Annotated in this window: 17 protein-coding genes; 11 read left to right on the forward strand and 6 right to left on the reverse strand. The window is 74.5% G+C overall.

The window, feature by feature from the left end; translation table 11 throughout:
* Window positions 1-3 precede the first annotated feature (3 nt).
* From MY526_RS14310 to dapF, 3 genes are read left to right on the forward strand one after another with little or no spacing between them, the layout of a single operon-like run.
* Entirely contained in the window at window positions 4-744 is a 741-nt protein-coding gene (locus MY526_RS14310) for a hypothetical protein (RefSeq protein ID WP_436691264.1), read from the forward strand.
* A complete protein-coding gene (miaA, locus tag MY526_RS14315) occupies window positions 741-1,664 on the forward strand; it encodes a tRNA (adenosine(37)-N6)-dimethylallyltransferase MiaA (RefSeq protein ID WP_436704179.1) in 924 nt (307 codons plus the stop codon). Before MY526_RS14310 ends, miaA begins: the two co-directional genes overlap by 4 nt.
* On the forward strand, window positions 1,661-2,530 hold the full coding sequence (gene dapF / locus MY526_RS14320) for a diaminopimelate epimerase (RefSeq protein ID WP_436691266.1): 870 nt from the start codon (window positions 1,661-1,663) through the stop codon (window positions 2,528-2,530). The genes miaA and dapF overlap by 4 nt, the downstream gene beginning before the upstream one ends.
* A gap of 14 nt (window positions 2,531-2,544) precedes the next feature.
* Here the strand turns inward: dapF and MY526_RS14325 are convergent, their stop codons facing one another.
* Window positions 2,545-2,790 (reverse strand): hypothetical protein, encoded by a 246-nt coding sequence (locus tag MY526_RS14325; protein WP_436691267.1) that lies wholly within the window; start codon window positions 2,788-2,790, stop codon window positions 2,545-2,547.
* Window positions 2,791-2,940: 150 nt separating this feature from the next.
* Here MY526_RS14325 and hflX point away from each other — a divergent pair, with 150 nt between their 5' ends.
* The 3 genes from hflX (at window position 2,941) to MY526_RS14340 (ending at window position 6,247) form a co-directional block, all read left to right on the forward strand.
* Entirely contained in the window at window positions 2,941-4,413 is a 1,473-nt protein-coding gene (gene hflX, locus MY526_RS14330) for a GTPase HflX (protein ID WP_436691268.1), read from the forward strand.
* Window positions 4,414-4,479: 66 nt separating this feature from the next.
* Window positions 4,480-5,232: a phosphatase PAP2 family protein gene (locus MY526_RS14335; protein ID WP_436691269.1), complete on the forward strand. Its 753-nt coding sequence runs from the start codon at window positions 4,480-4,482 to the stop codon at window positions 5,230-5,232.
* Between the two features lie 106 nt (window positions 5,233-5,338).
* Window positions 5,339-6,247, forward strand: coding sequence for a hypothetical protein (locus MY526_RS14340; protein WP_436704180.1), 909 nt, complete (start codon window positions 5,339-5,341; stop codon window positions 6,245-6,247).
* Between the two features lie 135 nt (window positions 6,248-6,382).
* Here MY526_RS14340 and lexA read toward each other — a convergent pair whose 3' ends face one another.
* Complete coding sequence (gene lexA / locus MY526_RS14345; protein WP_436691271.1) at window positions 6,383-7,066, reverse strand: transcriptional repressor LexA; 684 nt, start codon at window positions 7,064-7,066, stop codon at window positions 6,383-6,385.
* Between the two features lie 537 nt (window positions 7,067-7,603).
* Here lexA and MY526_RS14350 point away from each other — a divergent pair.
* The 4 genes from MY526_RS14350 to MY526_RS14365 all read left to right on the forward strand — a co-directional run bounded on the left by MY526_RS14350 (window position 7,604) and on the right by MY526_RS14365 (window position 12,665).
* Entirely contained in the window at window positions 7,604-7,963 is a 360-nt protein-coding gene (locus MY526_RS14350; RefSeq protein WP_436704182.1) for a LysM peptidoglycan-binding domain-containing protein, read from the forward strand.
* A gap of 121 nt (window positions 7,964-8,084) precedes the next feature.
* Window positions 8,085-8,720 (forward strand): hypothetical protein, encoded by a 636-nt coding sequence (locus MY526_RS14355; protein WP_436704184.1) that lies wholly within the window; start codon window positions 8,085-8,087, stop codon window positions 8,718-8,720.
* Window positions 8,721-9,145: 425 nt separating this feature from the next.
* A complete protein-coding gene (nrdR, locus tag MY526_RS14360; RefSeq protein WP_436691274.1) occupies window positions 9,146-9,703 on the forward strand; it encodes a transcriptional regulator NrdR in 558 nt (185 codons plus the stop codon).
* Window positions 9,704-9,794: 91 nt separating this feature from the next.
* Window positions 9,795-12,665 carry a vitamin B12-dependent ribonucleotide reductase gene (locus MY526_RS14365; protein WP_436704185.1) on the forward strand — a complete coding sequence of 957 codons (2,871 nt, stop codon included), beginning with the start codon at window positions 9,795-9,797 and terminating at the stop codon, window positions 12,663-12,665.
* Between the two features lie 446 nt (window positions 12,666-13,111).
* Here the strand turns inward: MY526_RS14365 and MY526_RS14370 are convergent, their stop codons facing one another.
* Both MY526_RS14370 and MY526_RS14375 read right to left on the reverse strand, forming a co-directional pair.
* Window positions 13,112-14,104 carry a hypothetical protein gene (locus MY526_RS14370; protein ID WP_436704186.1) on the reverse strand — a complete coding sequence of 331 codons (993 nt, stop codon included), beginning with the start codon at window positions 14,102-14,104 and terminating at the stop codon, window positions 13,112-13,114.
* Between the two features lie 25 nt (window positions 14,105-14,129).
* A complete protein-coding gene (locus tag MY526_RS14375; RefSeq protein WP_436704187.1) occupies window positions 14,130-14,519 on the reverse strand; it encodes a hypothetical protein in 390 nt (129 codons plus the stop codon).
* On the opposite strand from MY526_RS14375, the gene MY526_RS14380 reads away from it, so the two are divergent.
* Window positions 14,506-15,282, forward strand: a complete 777-nt coding sequence (locus tag MY526_RS14380; protein WP_436704189.1) for an IclR family transcriptional regulator — start codon at window positions 14,506-14,508, stop codon at window positions 15,280-15,282. The two genes, MY526_RS14375 and MY526_RS14380, sit on opposite strands and share 14 nt — an antisense overlap.
* Before the next feature lie 346 nt (window positions 15,283-15,628).
* Here the strand turns inward: MY526_RS14380 and MY526_RS14385 are convergent, their stop codons facing one another.
* Window positions 15,629-16,234, reverse strand: coding sequence for a class I SAM-dependent methyltransferase (locus MY526_RS14385; RefSeq protein ID WP_436704191.1), 606 nt, complete (start codon window positions 16,232-16,234; stop codon window positions 15,629-15,631).
* A gap of 65 nt (window positions 16,235-16,299) precedes the next feature.
* Window positions 16,300-17,652, reverse strand: a complete 1,353-nt coding sequence (locus MY526_RS14390) for a histidine kinase dimerization/phospho-acceptor domain-containing protein (RefSeq protein ID WP_436691317.1) — start codon at window positions 17,650-17,652, stop codon at window positions 16,300-16,302.
* Window positions 17,653-17,686: the final 34 nt, after the last annotated feature.

Genomic DNA, 17,686 nt, shown 5'->3' on the forward strand with positions numbered 1-17,686 from the left:
CCGGTGAGTCCAGTTCCGCCCGTCCACCGCGTCCCGCACGCCAGTCGCCCCGCCCCCGACGCGGGTCGTCCGGTGTCGGTCGCCTTCTGTCCCGGCCCGCCGCTCCTGCTGCCCGAGGTGGCGGGGCGGGCTGCGGCCGACACCGCGGCGCTGCGGGCCGCCTGCGCCGAGGCGGTCGGCGCGATGCTCGGCGTCGGCCCGGACGTGGTCGTCGTCGTGGGCGAGGGCGGCTCCGGGTGGTACGGCGACGGCGACGGCGGCGACCTGCGCGGCTTCGGGGTCGACCTCGACGTCCCGTTCTGCGGCCCCGTCCGGCCCGGCGGGCGGCGCACCCCGCTCGCGCTCACCGTCGGGGCCTGGCTGCTGGACCGGGCGGGGCACACCGGCGCCCGGCTCGGCGTCGTCCCCGGCGACCTGGCCGGCGCGCTGACCGCCCTCCCGGGACCGGTCGGGGTGCTGGCCGTCGGTGACGGCTCGGCGCGGCGCACCCTCAAGGCCCCCGGCTACCTGGACGAGGCCGCGGCGCCGTTCGACGCCGCGGTCGCCGCGGCGCTGGCGGCGGGGGATGCAGCAGCCCTGGCCGGGCTCGACGCCGCGGAGGGTGAGCGGCTCTTGGCCGCGGGCGTGCCGACCTGGCGGGCGGTCGGGGCGGCGCTGTGCGGCCGGCGGGTCGTCGCCCGGCTGCACGCCGACGAGGCGCCCTTCGGTGTCGGCTACCTCGTGGCCGACTGGCTGGCCCCATGAGGTCGTCGCCTCCGGTGGTCGCCCTGGTCGGTCCCACCGCCACCGGCAAGACCGCGCTGGGCGTCGCCCTGGCGCAGCGGCTGGGCGGCGAGGTGGTCAACGCCGACTCGATGCAGCTCTACCGCGGCATGGACATCGGCACCGCCAAGCCGTCGCCCGAGGAGCGGGGCGGCGTGCCGCACCACCTGCTCGACCTCTGGCACGTGCGCGAGGCGGCGTCGGTGGCCGAGTACCGGCGGCTCGCGCGGACCGAGATCGACCGGCTGCGGGCGGCCGGCCTCGTCCCGCTGCTCGTCGGCGGCTCGGGGCTGTACGTGCGCGCCGTCCTCGACGAGCTGGACTTCCCCGGCACCGACCCCGCGGTCCGGGCCCGGCTGGAGGCGGAGCTCGCCGAGGTCGGGCCGGGCGAGCTGCACGCCCGGCTGGCCGCCGTCGACCCGGTCGCGGCCGCGGCGGTGCTGCCCAGCAACGGACGGCGGATCGTGCGGGCCCTCGAGGTCGTGGAGGTCACCGGCGGCCCGTTCCGCGCGACGCTGCCCGAGCCGCGCCCGCACTACCCCGCGGTGGTGGTGGGGCTGGACCGGGACCCGGCCGAGCTCGACGAGCGGGTCGCGGTGCGGGTCCAGCGCATGTGGGCGGCCGGCTTCGTCGCGGAGGTGGCCGCCCTGGCCGCCGACGGGCTGCGGGAGGGCCCCACCGCGTCCCGGGCGCTCGGCTACGCGCAGGTGCTCGCCCAGCTGGACGGCGACCTGGCCGCGGACGAGGCGCGGGAGCGCACGGTGACGGCCACCCGGCGGTTCGTCCGCCGGCAGCGCTCCTGGTTCCGCCGCGACGCCGCCACGACGTGGCTCGACGCCGCCCGGCCGGACCTGGTGGACGCGGCGGCCGGGCTGATTCCCGCGCCTACGATCGTCCGGTGAGCGCGGATCGGGTCCTCGTCGGCCACGGCACGGAGAACGACTTCGTCGTCCTGCCCGACGCCGACGGCCGGTCCTGGCCCGAGGACCGGCTGGACGCGGCGATGGTGCGACGGCTGTGCGAGCGGCGTGCCGGGCTGGGCGGCGACGGGGTGCTCCGCGTCGTCCGCAGCAGGCACGTGCCCGACGCCGCCGCCGTCCTGGGGGAGGGGCTCGCCCACTGCGAGTGGTTCATGGACCACCGCAACGCCGACGGCTCGCACGCCGAGATGTGCGGCAACGGCATCCGGCTGTTCCTGCACGTGCTCGTCACCGAGGGGCTGCTCGACCGGGCCGCCTGTGCCGACGGCGTCTGGATCGGCACCCGCGGGGGGCCGCGCCGGGTCGGCGCCGCGCCGGACGGCGGCTACTGGGTCGACATGGGTCCGGCCCGGCCCTTCGGCACCGGTGAGGCCACCCTGGGCGGGACGGCGTTCCCCGGTCGCGCGGTCTCCATGGGCAACCCGCACCTGGCCTGCCTGACCGGCGTCGACGTCGCCGGCCTCGACCTCGCCACGGCGCCGTCCGTGGACGCGGAGCTGTTCCCCGACGGCGTGAACGTCGAGTTCGTGAACGTGCTCGACCCGGGTGCGCACATCCGGCTGCGGGTGTCCGAGCGCGGCGTGGGGGAGACGCGGTCCTGCGGCACCGGCGCCTGCGCCGCCGCCTGGGCCGCCCTCGAGGACGCCGGCGCGGCCAGCGGGACGGTGGTCGTCGACGTCCCGGGTGGCCGGCTCACCGTGCGCGTGGACGAGCGGACGACGGTCCTCACCGGTCCGGCGGTCGTCGTGGCCGCCGGCGAGCTCACCCCGGAGTGGCTCGGCAGCTGACCCGGGGGCGAGGGTCAGTCCCGCGCGCCGCCGTTCGTGGTGTTCGCCGACTCCTCCGGCGACTCCGGCACCATCGACTCGCCGACGGTCCCCGGACTGCCCTCGGGCTCGCCGCGGCCGCTGTCCTGGTCCGGCCCGCCGGTCGTACTGCCCAGGCCGCCGGACAGCGGGTTGCGCGGCGGGTTGAGCCCCTTCGGGTCGCGGCCCGGGTCGTCGATCTCCTCGTTCGCGCCCAGGCTGCTGCTGCCGGACTCGCTCATCTGTGGCCTCCTCGCGATCGGTCGTCGTCCGCCCCTACCCGGCTGTCGCACGGGCACGCCTGACCGGGATGGACCCGGGGGACCACGGTGTTGTACCGGGCGATGACAACTCAGATGCCCCCTCTCGCGGGGCGTGCAACGCTGGAGACGATGACGACAGCACAGAACGACGCCGCGTTCGACGAGGCGGCGGACCGGGCCCCCGACGAGACCCGCCCCGCGCCGGCCGGCCAGTGGGACGAGGCCGACGACACCACGGGCTCCTACGAGCTCGAGGCGCGCGGCGCACTCCGTCGCGTGGCCGGCCTGTCCACCGAGCTCGCCGACGTCACCGAGGTCGAGTACCGCCAGCTGCGCCTGGAGCGCGTGGTGCTGGTCGGGGTGTGGACCGAGGGGACGCAGGCCGACGCCGACCGGTCCCTCGCCGAGCTCGCCGCGCTGGCCGAGACCGCCGGCTCGGAGGTGCTCGAGGCGGTCAGCCAGCGGCGCGACAAGCCGGACGCCGGCACGTACGTGGGATCGGGCAAGGCGGCCGAGATCCGCGACATCGTCGCGGCCACCGGCGCCGACACGGTGATCTGCGACGGCGAGCTCACGCCGGGCCAGCTCAACCAGCTGGAGAAGATCCTCAAGGTCAAGGTGGTCGACCGGACCGCGCTGATCCTGGACATCTTCGCCCAGCACGCGAGCAGCCGGGAGGGCAAGGCGCAGGTCGAGCTCGCCCAGATGCAGTACATGCTGCCGCGGCTGCGCGGCTGGGGTGAGTCGCTGTCCCGTCAGGCCGGTGGCCGCGTCGCCGGCGGTGGCGGCATCGGTACCCGCGGTCCCGGTGAGACCAAGATCGAGACCGACCGGCGGCGGATCCGCGCGCGGGTCAGCAAGCTGCGCCGGGAGATCGCCGGCATGGCCACCGCGCGCGCCACCCAGCGGGCCAGTCGCGGGCGCAACGCCGTCCCGAGCGTGGCCATCGCCGGGTACACCAACGCGGGCAAGTCCAGCCTGCTCAACCGGCTGACCGGCGCGGGCGTGCTGGTGGAGAACGCCCTGTTCGCCACCCTCGACCCGACGGTGCGCCGCGCGCAGTCCCCGGACGGTCGCGAGTACACGCTCACCGACACCGTCGGCTTCGTCCGCCACCTGCCGCACCAGCTGGTCGACGCCTTCCGGTCGACGCTGGAGGAGGTGGCCGCCGCCGACCTGCTGCTGCACGTGGTCGACGGCTCCGACCCCGACCCGCTGGGTCAGATCGACGCCGTCCGCATCGTCCTCCGGGAGATCGACGCGGCCGCGGTGCCCGAGCTCATCGTCGTCAACAAGGTCGACGCCATGACCGAGGACGACGTCCTCACGCTGCGCCGGGCGCTGCCCGGCGCGGTGTGGGTGTCGGCCCGCACCGGTGAGGGGATCGAGCGGCTGCAGGAGATCGTCGCCGGACGGCTGCCGCACCCGGACGTGGACGTCGACGTCCTCGTCCCCTACGACCGGGGCGACCTGGTCGCCCGGGTGCACCGCGACGGCGAGGTGCTGAACGAGGCCCACGAGGCCGAAGGGACGCGGCTCACGGCGCGTGTCGACGGCGGGCTCGCCGCGGCGTTGGAGCAGTTCAGCGCGCCGGTTGCCTGACCGGTACCGGCCGCGGGGCCGGTCCGGCCGGGGCTGCACCGACGCCCCGGCCGGTACCGTGAGGCGGTGACCAGCGGCGCGGTGCGGCGGCGTCCGGGCGAGCAGGTGCCGCCGGACGACGCCGTCGTGCCCGTCCGTCACGAGCGGGTCGTCTCCAGTGGTCGTCCGTCGTGGTGGCTGCTCGTGGTCGCCCTGCTGGTCACGGTCGGCACCACCGTCGACCTGCTCAGCCGCGGCACGCTGGAGCGGATGGACCTGCGGGTGTCCGAGGCGGTCAGCGCCTGGGACCTCAAGGACTCGGCCGCCTACTGGCCGGTCTGGGCGGTGACCCAGCTCGGCGGTCGCGGGTTCATCCTCATCGTGCTCGCCGGGCTCGTCGGGCACCTGGTCTGGCGACGCCGCAGCGTGGTGCCCCTGCTCCGGGTGATGGTGGCGCTCGCGCTGCTCACCGTCGTCGTCTACGGCTTCAAGTACGGGACCGGCCGCACCGCCCCGGCCTACCCCGGGTCGTTCTTCTACCGGGACGGCGCCTCCTATCCCTCCGGGCACGTGGCCAACGCCGTGCTCATGTGGGGCGTCGCGCGCTGGCAGGCGGTGGAGTTCCGTCTCGTCCCCCCGGTCCAGCGGTCGTTCCGGCTGCTGAGCATCGTCGGCCCGGTGGCGACCGGCGTGGCGATGGTCTCCCTCGACTTCCACTGGGTCACCGACGCCGTCGTCGGCGCCTCCGTCGGCATCCTGCTGTTGGGCGTGGTTCACGCACTGGATGCAGTCGTGCTGTCACGCTGGGTTCGTGCCCGAGCCGGCCGACCGACCGCGTAGCGGCGTCCGAGGGCGACGTCCAGTCGCGGCGATCACGCTGGCGGGGGCAGTCGTCCTCGGTGCCGGCCTGCCCGCGTCGGCGTCGACGGAGGCCCCTGCCGGCCCAGTGACCCGCTGCCAGATCACCGATCCGCGGCTGCCGGAGGTCTCGGGGCTGGTCGTCGTCGGGGACCGCATGCTGGCGATGAACGACGGCGGCGACCAGGTCGACGTCTACGAGCTCGACGGGAACTGCCAGGTGCTCACCGTGCAGTCCGCGCCGATCGATCCCTACGACCCCGAGGACCTCGCCGTCGCCGCCGACGGCACCGTCTGGCTGGCCGACACCGGTGACAACAACGGAGTCCGCGACACGGTGGCGCTGCTGGCGCTCCGGCCCGACGGCGGCTCGGCGGTCTACCGGCTCGCCTTTCCCGACGGAGCCCGGGACGTCGAGGCGCTGCTCCTCGCGCCGGACGGCACTCCCTTCCTCGTGTCCAAGGAGGTCCTCGGTGCCAGCAAGGTGTTCCGGCCCGTGGCCGCGCTGGTCGGGTCGGGCGTCGTCGGGCTGACCGAGGTCGCCGGGGTGGAGTTCACCGTGACCGGCACGCCCGGCGGCCCGGTCGGGAGGGCCGGGCAGCTGATGGTCACCGGTGGCGCGGTCTCGGCGGACGGGCGCCTCCTGGCCCTGCGGACCTACACCGACGCCTACGTCTGGCCGCTGTCCGGGTCCGACGTCGCGGGTGCGCTCGCTGCCGAGCCGACCCGGATCGCACTGCCCGAGTCCCCGCAGGGGGAGGCGATCAGCTTCACGGCCGACGGCAGCGGCGTGGTGGTGGCCAGCGAGGGCCTGCCGAGCGACATCACCGTCGTGCCGTTGGCCGAGCCCCCCAGCCCGGCACCGGCCGGCGACGAGGCAGCCGCTTCGGAGGGACTCGTCGGCGGAGGCGTGTCGCCGATCGCCGCCGGGGTGGTCGCCGCCGTGATCGCGGCGGCAGTGGTCTGGATCGGCGGGAGGCTGCGCCGCCGCGACTGACCCGCGGCTGCGGGCCTCCCTCGTCCCGCCGGTGACCTGCACGGGCGGCGGTCCTCGCCCGTGCCGCCGGTGCCCGACGAGGCCGGCGGTCCTCGCCCGTGCCTCCGGCGGCGGCACGGGCGCGCCGGCGCCGCGTCAGACCCGGCGCAGCACCGTGACGACCCGGCCCAGGATCGTCGCCTCGTCGCCCGGGATGGGCTCGTACGCCGGGTTGTGCGGCATCAGCCACACATGGCCGTCCCGCCGCTTGTAGGTCTTCACCGTCGCCTCGCCGTCGAGCATCGCGGCGACGATCTCGCCGTTCTCGGCGTTGGGCTGCTGGCGCACGACCACCCAGTCGCCGTCGCAGATCGCCGCCTCCACCATCGAGTCGCCGGCGACCTTGAGCATGAACAGGGTGCCCTCGCCGACCAGCTCGCGGGGCAGCGGGAAGACGTCCTCCACGGCCTGCTCGGCCAGCACGGGACCACCGGCGGCGATCCGGCCGACCAGCGGCACGTACGTGGGGGCCGGGACCTGCTCGCCGGCGACGGCCGGGAGGGGGGCCGGCTGCACCGTCTCGCTCGCGGTGTCACCGGGCAGCCGGACGTCGAGCGCCCGGGGCCGGTTCGGGTCGCGGCGCAACCAGCCCTTCTTCTGCAGCACCGTCAGCTGGTGCGCCACCGAGGAGGCGGAGGACAGCCCGACCGCCTCGCCGATCTCGCGCACCGACGGGGGGTAGCCACGCCGCTCGATGGAGTCGCGGATGACCTCGAGCACCCGTCGCTGACGCTGGGTGAGTCCGTCCCCGGCCTCGCCCCGGTCGGGGAAGGTGCGCACGGATGCCGTCTCGGTGGTCGCCGGCGCGCCAGCCGCCCCCCGGCGATTCCCTGACGTCCCGCTCTTCTCCGCCACCGTCGCCTCCTCGCCGGCTGCTGTGCGCAGCGCGTCTCGTCCGTCGGGATGGACCGTAGCGCGCCGGACGCGCTGGATCAAACACATGTTCGAAGTGCGGGTGGAGCGCTGTGGCTTTCGTCGGACCCATCCGGTAGACATCGCACAGACGTTCGAATCGAACAAGCGTTCGATGGTCCGGCAGTTCCCTCGGGAGGAGTGGTCGTGGCACAGGTGCAGCAGGCGGTGTTGGAGTTCGACGACGCGGTCCAGGTGCCCTGGCGGCCCCGTCTCCGGGTGGTCCCGGCGGCGGACGGGCCACCCCGCGAGCACGCTCCGCGTCCTGCGGTGACACGGTCGGGTGAGGCGCGCGTCGGCGCCGCCCGACCGCCCGTGCCGACCGGTCCGGCCCGTCCGGGGGCGGCGCGCGGTGCGCGTCCGGGTGTGCCGGGCGCGCGGTCGGGAGCAGGGCCCGCGCGGCCCGTGACGGCCGGGGCGGCCGTGGACCGCACCGTGCGCGGCGGGTGTGGCCGGCCGGGGCGCCGGGCCACGTCGGGGCTGCGGCTGACCCGGCGAGCGCGCCGGCTGTCCGCGGTCCTGGCGCTCGGCGTGGGGGTGGCCCTGGGCTCCTGGCTGGGGCCGCTGGTGACCGGCGGTCCCGGCGACCTCCAGCTGGTGGGTGAGAGCACGGTCGTCGTCCAGGCGGGGGACACCGTGTGGTCGATCGCGGCGGAGGTCGCCGGGCCGGAGCAGGACGTCCGCGCCGTCGTCGACGCGATCGAGGCGCTCAACGACCTCGACCGCGCCGTCGTCGTCCCCGGTCAGGCGCTGCGGCTTCCCTGAGTCGTCGACACGGCGACACGTCGACCCGGCGACTGGCCACAAGGCCGGGTTCCCATGTTCGTCAACTGTCCGTACCGAGTTGCTAACCGTGAGTGGCGGTCCGGCGACTTACGGTCGACGGGTGTCAGTCACCTCGGAGCCGCGCTCGGCCGCCTTCACCCAGCACTCCCCGGATGTCGAGGTGTACTCGGACGGCGCGTGGTGGCCCGGCGCGATCCTGGGGTGGCGACACGACCAGCGTGGCGCCTGCGAGGTGTCGGTGCGTGCGGTCGTGGCCGGCCGTGAGCGCGCGAGCTGGGTCGACCTGGGTGACCTGCGGCTGCCCGAGCCGGAGCTGCCCGGGGCTGCCGGTGCCGAGCCGGCAACTGCGGACCCCGCTCCGGCGACGACTCTGCTGAGGCTGCCGCTCGGAGCGACGCCCATGGTCACCGTCGACGCAGCAGCGGCCCGCAGGCAACTCGTGGCCGACGTGCTGACCTCGCCCGAGTTCCCCGCGGTGGAGCCCGGCGCCCCCCGTCGGCGTCACGGCGGTGACGTCACGGCCGAGTTCCCCGCGATCCGGGGCGGCCTGCTCGCCGGCCGCCACCGGGCGCCGTCGCCGGCCGGTCGTCACCGCGCCGCCGACGACGACGTCGCCTCTCCGGCCGCCGTCGCGCCCCGGCCGCGGCCGGACGCCGACTGCCTGACCCGGCCGATGCGGTTGACCGACCGGGTGTCCCGTCCCCGGCTCCCGCGGCCGGGCGCCGCTCGCCCCTGATCGCACACCGCGGCCTGAGGTCGACGAACACGACGGACCCCCTGGGGCGGCGCCCCGGAGGCGCCGCCCGCGCTGCGCGGCGGACACGCACTACACCCCCGAGTCGCCCTTCGCGACCCTCCGGCCGCGTGTCGCCGTGACGGGTGGGAGCTGCGCGCAGTTGGTCACGGCAGTGTCTCGACGGAACAGTGGCGGCGTGTCCCGGCTTGCACATCTAGTAGAGGCCGCCCTAGGGTTCCCCTACATCTAGTAGTTGCACCGCTGTAAGCCCGTCCACAGGCCGGTCCCCAGATTCTCCCCGGAACGTCCACCGGATGTCCCCAGGAGGGTCCACAGACCGGCCTCCAGGGGTCCGGTCGACCACCGGCCGTGACCGCTGGCCGGGCGGACGCCGCCGCACACTCCACGAGGGGAGGGGAGACGCCGTGCGCTGCCCCTTCTGCCACAACCCCGACAGCCGCGTCATCGACTCGCGCGAGGCAGACGAGGGGGCCACGACCCGCCGTCGGCGCTCGTGCCCCGCGTGCGGGCGGCGGTTCACCACCGTCGAGGAGGCCGTCCTCGCCGTGGTGAAGCGCAGCGGCGTCAGCGAGCCGTTCAACCGCACGAAGGTCGTCGCCGGCGTGCGGCGGGCCTGCCAGGGCCGGCCGGTCGACGAGGACCAGCTGCAGAAGCTGGCCCAGCAGGTCGAGGACGCGATCCGGGCCACCGGCGCGGCCGAGGTGCCCAGCCACGAGGTCGGGCTGGCCATCCTGCGACCGCTGCGTGAGCTGGACGAGGTGGCCTACCTCCGCTTCGCCAGCGTCTACCGCGCGTTCACCTCGCTCGAGGACTTCGAGAAGGAGATCACCGAGCTGCGGGCCCGGCACATCGCCGCCGGGACCCTGCCGCTCCCTGGGATGCAGAACGACCCGCCGGTCGTGCGCCGGCGGGGTGGGGGGCGGACCCAGGCCGCCTCCGACGGCAGCGTCGCCGGAACGTGAGAACTGTCAGCACCACCCGCTACACACCAATCAGCAGCACCGGACTGCGGCTCTTCCCCAGCCGCCGGACCACCAGATGAGGGAGAGCTCCGTGACCGAGACCGAGGACCGCCTGTCGGGCCGCACGCGTCGCGCCGCCAAGGCGCCGACCCGGGGGAAGGGCCTGAAGATCAAGCGGGTCTTCACCACCGCCGGGGTGCACCCGTACGACGAGGTGACCTGGGAGCGTCGTGACGTCGTCATGACGAACTGGCGGGATGGTTCGATCAACTTCGAGCAGCGCGGTGTGGAGTTCCCCGCCGAGTGGAGCATCAACGCCACCAACATCGTCACGACGAAGTACTTCCGCGGTGCCGTCGGCACCCCGCAACGGGAGAGCAGCCTCCGTCAGCTCATCGACCGCGTGGTGCTCACCTACGGCCAGGCGGGCCGGGAGCACGGGTACTTCGCCACCGAGGGCGACGCGGAGATCTTCGAGCACGAGCTGACCTGGATGCTGCTGCACCAGTACTTCAGCTTCAACAGCCCCGTGTGGTTCAACGTCGGCACCAGCGCCCCGCAGCAGGTCAGTGCCTGCTTCATCCTCGCCGTCGACGACGAGATGGACTCGATCCTGAACTGGTACCGCGAGGAGGGGCTCATCTTCAAGGGCGGCTCCGGTGCCGGCCTCAACCTCTCCCGCATCCGCTCGTCCAAGGAGCTGCTCTCCTCCGGCGGCACCGCCTCCGGCCCGGTCAGCTTCATGCGCGGCGCCGACGCCTCGGCCGGCACCATCAAGTCCGGTGGTGCCACCCGCCGCGCGGCCAAGATGGTCGTCCTCGACATCGACCACCCCGACATCGAGGAGTTCATCGAGACCAAGGCGCGCGAGGAGGACAAGATCCGCGCGCTGCGCGACGCCGGGTACGACATGGACCTCGGCGGCAAGGACATCACCAGCGTCCAGTACCAGAACGCGAACAACTCGGTCCGCGTCTCGGACGAGTTCATGCGCGCCGTCGAGGACGGCACCGACTTCGGTCTCCGCGCGCGCCTGGACGGCGCCGTCATCGAGACCGTCGACGCCAAGACGCTGTTCCGCAAGGTCACCCGTGCCGCGTGGGAGTGCGCCGACCCGGGCATCCAGTACGACGACACGATCAACGACTGGCACACCAACCCCGAGACCGGCCGCATCAACGCGTCCAACCCGTGCTCGGAGTACATGAGCCTGGACAACAGCTCGTGCAACCTGGCGTCGCTGAACCTCATGAAGTTCCTGAAGGACGACGGCACCTTCGACTCCAAGAGCTTCGTGAAGGCCGTCGAGCTGGTGATCACGGCGATGGACATCTCCATCTGCTTCGCCGACTTCCCGACCGAGCCGATCGCGGAGACCACCCGCGCCTACCGGCAGCTGGGCATCGGGTACGCCAACCTCGGCGCGCTGCTCATGGCCACCGGTCACGCCTACGACTCGCGCGGAGGCCAGACCCTGGCGGCGGCCATCACCTCGCTGATGACCGGTACGGCCTACCGTCGCTCGGCCGAGTTGGCCGGCATCGTCGGCGCCTACGAGGGCTACGCCCGCAACGCCGACGCGCACGCCCGCGTCATGCGCAAGCACGCCGCGGCCAACGACGCGATCCGCCCGGTCGGCGCCGACGACGCCGACGTGCTGCGGGCCGCCACCGCGCAGTGGCAGGAGTGCCTGGAGATCGGTGGGGACTTCGGCTGGCGCAACGCGCAGGCCTCCGTGTTGGCCCCCACCGGCACCATCGGCTTCATGATGGACTGCGACACGACCGGCATCGAGCCGGACTTCTCGCTGGTCAAGTTCAAGAAGCTGGTCGGCGGCGGCTCCATGCAGATCGTCAACCAGACGGTGCCGCGCGCGCTCAAGAGCCTGGGATACCAGGAGGAGCAGGTCGAGGCGATCGTCGAGTACATCGCCGAGCACGGCCACGTGGTCAACGCGCCCACCCTGCGTCCCGAGCACTACGAGGTGTTCGACTGCGCCATGGGTGAGCGGGCCATCTCCCCCATGGGCCACGTCCGCATGATGGCCGCGGTGCAGCCGTTCATCTCCGGCGCCATCAGCAAGACGGTCAACATGCCGGAGTCGGCGACCGTCGAAGAGGTCGAGAAGATCTACTTCGAGGGCTGGAAGCTCGGCCTCAAGGCGCTGGCGATCTACCGCGACAACTGCAAGGTCGGGCAGCCGCTCTCCGACGGCAAGGGCAAGAACGACGGCACCAAGACCGAGGCGCCCGTCGAGGCCGCGGCTCCGGCCGCGCTCTCGCACCCGGTGCGCAAGCGGCTGCCGAAGAAGCGGACCAGCGTGACGACGTCGTTCAGCGTTGCCGGTGCCGAGGGCTACATGACCGCGGGCATGTACGAGGACGGCAGCCTGGGTGAGGTGTTCCTCAAGCTGGGCAAGCAGGGCTCGACCCTCGCCGGTGTCATGGACGCCTTCTCCATCTCGCTGTCGATCGCGCTGCAGCACGGTGTGCCGCTGGAGACCTACATCCAGAAGTTCACCAACATGCGCTTCGAGCCGGCCGGCATGACCGACGACCCGGACATCCGGATCGCCCAGTCGGTGATGGACTACATCTTCCGTCGCCTCGCGCTGGACCACCTGTCGGTGGACAAGCGCGCCAACCTCGGCATCTTCAGCGCCGAGGAGCGCGCCGCGCAGGTCTCCGGCTACGGCACCTCCGCGTCGACCGCCACGGTGGCCGAGGAGGAGGAGGTCGACCTCGAGGCGCTGCGCGGCTCGGCGCCGACGGAGGCCCCGACCAAGCCGGCGGTCAAGGCCGAGAAGCCGCTCAAGGAGGCGCACTCCTCGGCCGAGCTCCTCGAGCTGGTCACCGGCACGGCGACCGACGCGCCGCTCTGCATGACCTGCGGCACGAAGATGCGTCCGGCCGGCAGCTGCTACGTCTGCGAGGGCTGCGGCTCGACCAGCGGCTGCAGCTGACAGACAGGCGCCGCCCGCCGGGATGTCAGCGAGATCCTCGACTGATGTCCCGGCGGGCCGGCCACCGGGTCACCATTGCTTGCGGTGACACCGCGTACCTGGTAGCCGCCCCGGCGTGGTGCTCCTCGGGCGCCGACGCTCCACCCGCCCCGGCCGCCTCGCGCGGCCGGGGCGGTGTGCCGTGGCCCCGAGGAACAGACGGGTGGCAGTCTCCCCTCACCGTCGCGCCGCGTCCGGCGTTCACGGGGCCGCGGTATCCGGCCCGCTGCGTCGGGTGGCGAAGCACAGCCGCCTGTGTCGCCCGGCGGTACCGCGGGGGACTGCCCCGGCTCCGGGACAGTCCCCCTCCTTGGATCCACCTCAGCCGCCCCAACCGGGTCCCGCCACCGCGTCCGAGCGGGACGGCCGGCCGAGCCGCTGGAGCCGCCGGCCGGCGTCCGTGCGCGTCAGACGACGACGGCGGCCAGCGACTCCGGCGCGAACAGCTCCTCGGGCTCGTAGCGGCGCGGCGAGAGCCCCTGCTCGTGGTGGTAGCGCAGGAACGTCTCCAGCGTCGTCCGGTTGGCCGCCAGCCCGTAGGGCCACCAGTCCTCGCCCAGCGCATCGCGGGTGCGCTCGACCTCGGCCCACAGCCACGGCAGCGCGTAGCGGAGCGCGGCCGTCTCGCCGATGCCCGCCAGCCCGGCGGTCTTGGCAGCGGCGCAGGCCTTGACCAGCTCCTGGGCCAGCCACCGGTGCTGCTCGTAGACCTCCCGGCGGATGACCAGCGTGTGCATGATCGGGAAGATGCCGGTGCGGGCGTGGTACTCCCGCTCGACGCCGGCCGGATCGGTGAACACCCGCCGGATGCCGCCGCCGCCCGGGGTGTTGTACGGGCCGGGGTTGCGGGCGCTGTAGACGGCGTCCAGCTTCCCGTCGAGCAGCAGCTGCGACAGGGTCGCGCCCGCCCCGATCGGCTCGACCTGCACGCCGGGCGGCAGGTCGAGCGTGACCTTCTCCTCCCGGCCGGGCTCGTCCAGCCCGCCGGTGCGGTAGCGCACCGAGGCGACGTCGAGGCCGTGGTGCTCGGCGAGGATGCCGCGGATCCACACCGAGGCGGTGATCTGGTACTCCGGAACGCCGACGGTCTTCCCGGCCAGCTCGGAGGGGTCCTTGATCGCCGAGTCGCTGCGGACGTAGATCCCGCTGTGCCGGAACGCTCGCGAGGGGAAGACCGGGACGGCGACGAACGGCGCCCCGCGGCCCAGGGTCATGACGTAGCTGGACAGGGACAGCTCGGCGATGTCGAACTCGCCGAACTTCAGCATGCGGAAGAAGGTCTCCTCCACCGGCAGGTCGAGGAAGTTCAGCTGCGCGCCGCCGAGGCGGACGGTGCCGTCGCGCAGGGGCTGCATGCGGTCGTAGGCCTGGCAGGCCATCGTGAACAGGGGTGCGGTCATCGGGTGCTCCAGTTCTGGCGGGCGGTCAGCCCAGCTGGCCGGGTAGGACGAAGAACAGGACCGAGGCCAGCGGTGCGACGACGATCATCGTCCAGCCGAACACCAGCAGCGTGCGGGAGACCGAGCGCTGCTGCTCCTCGGGGGCACTGGCCACGACCAGGGCGCCGACCGAGGAGAACGGGCTGGCGTCCACCACGGTCGCCGAGAGCGCGATGGCGATGAGCAGCCCGGTCGGGGACAGGTGGCCCAGCGCCATCAGCGGGATGGCCAGCGGCACGATCGCGCCGATCACGCCGGTGCTCGACGCGAACGCCGACACCAGCGCCGCCACGCCGCGGAGCAGCAGCGCGCTGACGATGCCGCAGGAGGGCTCCCGCAGCGTCGCCCCGAAGGTGTGCGCGGTGCTCGACGCCATCGGCGCGGCACCGGCCGGCCTGTCGGCCACCGAGGTGAGCCGGCGGACCGGGATGCCGCTGTCCACCGCGCACCGGCTGGTGCAGACCCTGGCCGCCTGGGGTGGGCTCGAGCGTCAGCCCGACGGCCGGTACCGGGCGGGGCTGCGACTGTGGGAGGTGGCGGCCTCGGCACCCCGGGCGAGCGGGCTGCGCGACACCGCGCGCCCCTTCCTCGAGGACCTCTACGAGGCGACGCAGCAGAACGTCCAACTGGCGGTCCTCGACAGCGGCGCCGCCCTGGTCGTCGAGCACTTCGCCACCCGCGTGGCGGTGCCGACGGCGAGCCGGATCGGTGGGCGGCTGCCGCTGCACGCGAGCGGCGTGGGCCAGGTGCTGCTGGCGTTCGCCCCCCGCGAGGAGCAGGACGCCGTCCTGGCCGGGTCCGCTGGAGCGCTACACCGACCGGACGATCACCTCGCGGAGGTGCTGCGCCGGGTCCTCGCCGGCATCCGCCGCACGGGCGTCGCGGTCGCCGCCAGCACGATGCCGCTGCCCGCACTCGCGGTCGCCGCCCCCGTCGTCGGCCGCGGCGGCCAGGTGGTCGCGGCCCTGGCGGTCGTCCTGCCGACGGAGGAGACGTCGGGGCCCGCGTACGTGCCGGCGGTCGTCGCGACCGCACGCGGGGTCTCCCTGCAGCTGGCCGGGGCCCCCATGACCCTGCCTGGCCGAGCAGCCACCGGCGCCGCCCGGCGGGTCGACGGCGGCACCGCGCGGGGCCGGTAGGCGATCGCGAGGCCGGCGGTCAGCGGCATCCAGGCCAGCAGAGGCCACACCCACCAGCTCACGTCATCCCCCTCCGATCGGACGGTCGACGCCGCCCACCCGGTGTCGAGCGGTGACGGCGCGCGTACACACCGTGGCAAGGGAGTCGGCGGGCGTCCATCCCCCCACCGGTGGGGTCGGCGGCCACACCCACCCGGCGGCCGCGATGTACTGGAGCCGGGCGCTGCCCGGTTACCAGGACGCCGTCGACGCGAGAGGGCAGGAGAGGTCGTGACGCAGGCAGCCTCCGCCGCCGTCCAGAAGCAGATCGTCGTCGAGGCGCCGCTCGAGCGGGCGTTCACCGGGGTCAGCGGGTGGCCGTGGCCACCTGCCACACCGCCCCCCGATGGGCGAGGACCGGCGCCAGGCCGCGCCCGGCCAGCACGTCCAGCATCGCCTCGGGTGGGTGCGCGAACGTGCGGAACTCCCGCCCGCCGGCCCGCAGCAGCCGGTTCTGCGTGGCCACCACGGCCCGGGACACGGCGTTGCGCGGCGGGAAGCTGAAGGCCAGCCGGGCCCGCGTGCGGCCGGCCGCGGCACCGAGCAGCTTCGGGTGGTCGGGGTAGCAGCAGACCACCCGGTGCAGCACCACGACGTCAGCGGGGGCCACCGCGGTCGGGTCTTCGGCGATGTCGACCAGGCGGCGGTGCACCCGGCCGCTCAGTCCGGCCTCGGCGACCAGCGCGGCCGCCTGCTGCTCGTAGGCGGGGGAGAGCTCGACGACGGTCGCCGACGTCGCGCCCCGGCCCAGCAGCTCGAGGGAGATCTCGCCGACCCCGCCACCGATCTCGAGCACCGTCGCGCCGTCCAGGCCGCCGGCGGCGAGCAGCTCGACGATCCGGCGGGCGGTCGCGTCCGGCCCCCGCCGCCGGTACCGCGCGGCGCGCCGCCGGGCGAACCGCGCGTCGAACACCCCGTCGCACCCGCGCGGGTCGCAGCAGCCGGCCACCCGGCCACTGTCCCACCGCCCGGCCCGGGTCAGGCGATGATGCCCTCGCTCGTCGAGACGGGGACGGCGCTGGCCTGCTGGGGGTCGTCCACCGCCCCCACCGGGAGCAGGAGCGTGAAGACCGGCGGCGACGGGCGGGTCAGCACCAGCCGGCCGCGTTCGGCCTCCGCGAGCCGGCGGGCGAGGGCGAGGCCGATGCCGTGACCGTCGCGCCGGTCGACCCGCCGGTCGAACAGGGTGCTGCCGCTCCCCGGCACGCCTGGGCCCTCGTCGGAGACGTCGACCGCCACCGCACCGGCGGCTTCGCGGACGGCGACGACGACGCTCCCGCGCCCGTGGGTGGCCGCGTTGTCCAGGAGCACCGCGAGCACCTGGCGGACGGCGGCGGTGGACGCCCACGGGGCCGGGACGTCGGGGTCGACGCGCACCTCCAGGTCGCGGCCGTGCAGGGCGAGGCGCGCACCCCACTCCGGCGAGAGCTCACCGAGCAGCGCGCCGAGGTCGACCGGGCCGACCGCTCCGGCCTGCCCGGCGCGGGCCAGGGTGAGCAGCTCCTCGATGATCGCCTCGAGGCGGTCGGCGTCGGCGAGGCAGGCGGCGATGGCCGGCCGGGGGTCCTGCTCGGGCTGTTCCAGCGCCGCCTCGAGGCGCAGCCGCAGGCCCGCCAGCGGGGTGCGCAGCTGGTGGGAGGCGTCGGCGGAGAACGCACGCTCGCGGGCGAGCAGGTCGTCGAGGCGGGCGGCCGTGGCGTCGAGGGCGGTCCCCACCGAGTCGATCTCCGCGATGCCGCCCGTGCGGCTGCGGACGCTGAAGTCGCCGTCGCCGAGCCGGCGCGCGCTGACCTCCAGGTCCTCCAGCGGCTGCGCCAGCCGGCTGGCCTGTCGCCGCCCGACCAGCCACGCGATGGTCACGGCCACGGCCGCCAGCCCGGCCATGCCGGTCCAGACGAGGACCACCTGCCCCAGCGCGACGCTGCGCGGGGTGGCGACCAGGACCGCGCCGATGACGTCGTCGGAGTGCGTCACGGGGACGGCGGCGACAAGGACGTCGCCGTCGGCACCGGCCTCCACCTCCCCGTCCAGGGCGAGGTCCAGGACGCCCGAGCCCGCGCCGGGCGCGGAGCCGGCCAGCCGCCGACCTCGGACGTCGTACACCGCCACCTCGATGTCGCCCTCGCCGTCCTCCAGGTCCTCGCGCTCGACGGGGTCGTGGTCGTCCACGTCCTCGGACACGGCGATGGCGATGTCGCTGGCGACCTGCACCAGGTGGGCCCGTTCGTGCTGCATGGCGTACTGGAGGACCGCCACCGCCAGCGGCACGCCGAACAGGCAGAGCGCGAGGGCGGAGGCCAGGACGGCCACGCCGATGATCCGAGTGCGCACGAGCGTCGCCTCCGTCCGCAGTCCGCCGTCGGCG

The sequence above is a fragment of the Geodermatophilus sp. CPCC 205761 genome (assembly GCF_051383655.1).
Lineage (GTDB): Bacteria > Actinomycetota > Actinomycetes > Mycobacteriales > Geodermatophilaceae > Geodermatophilus.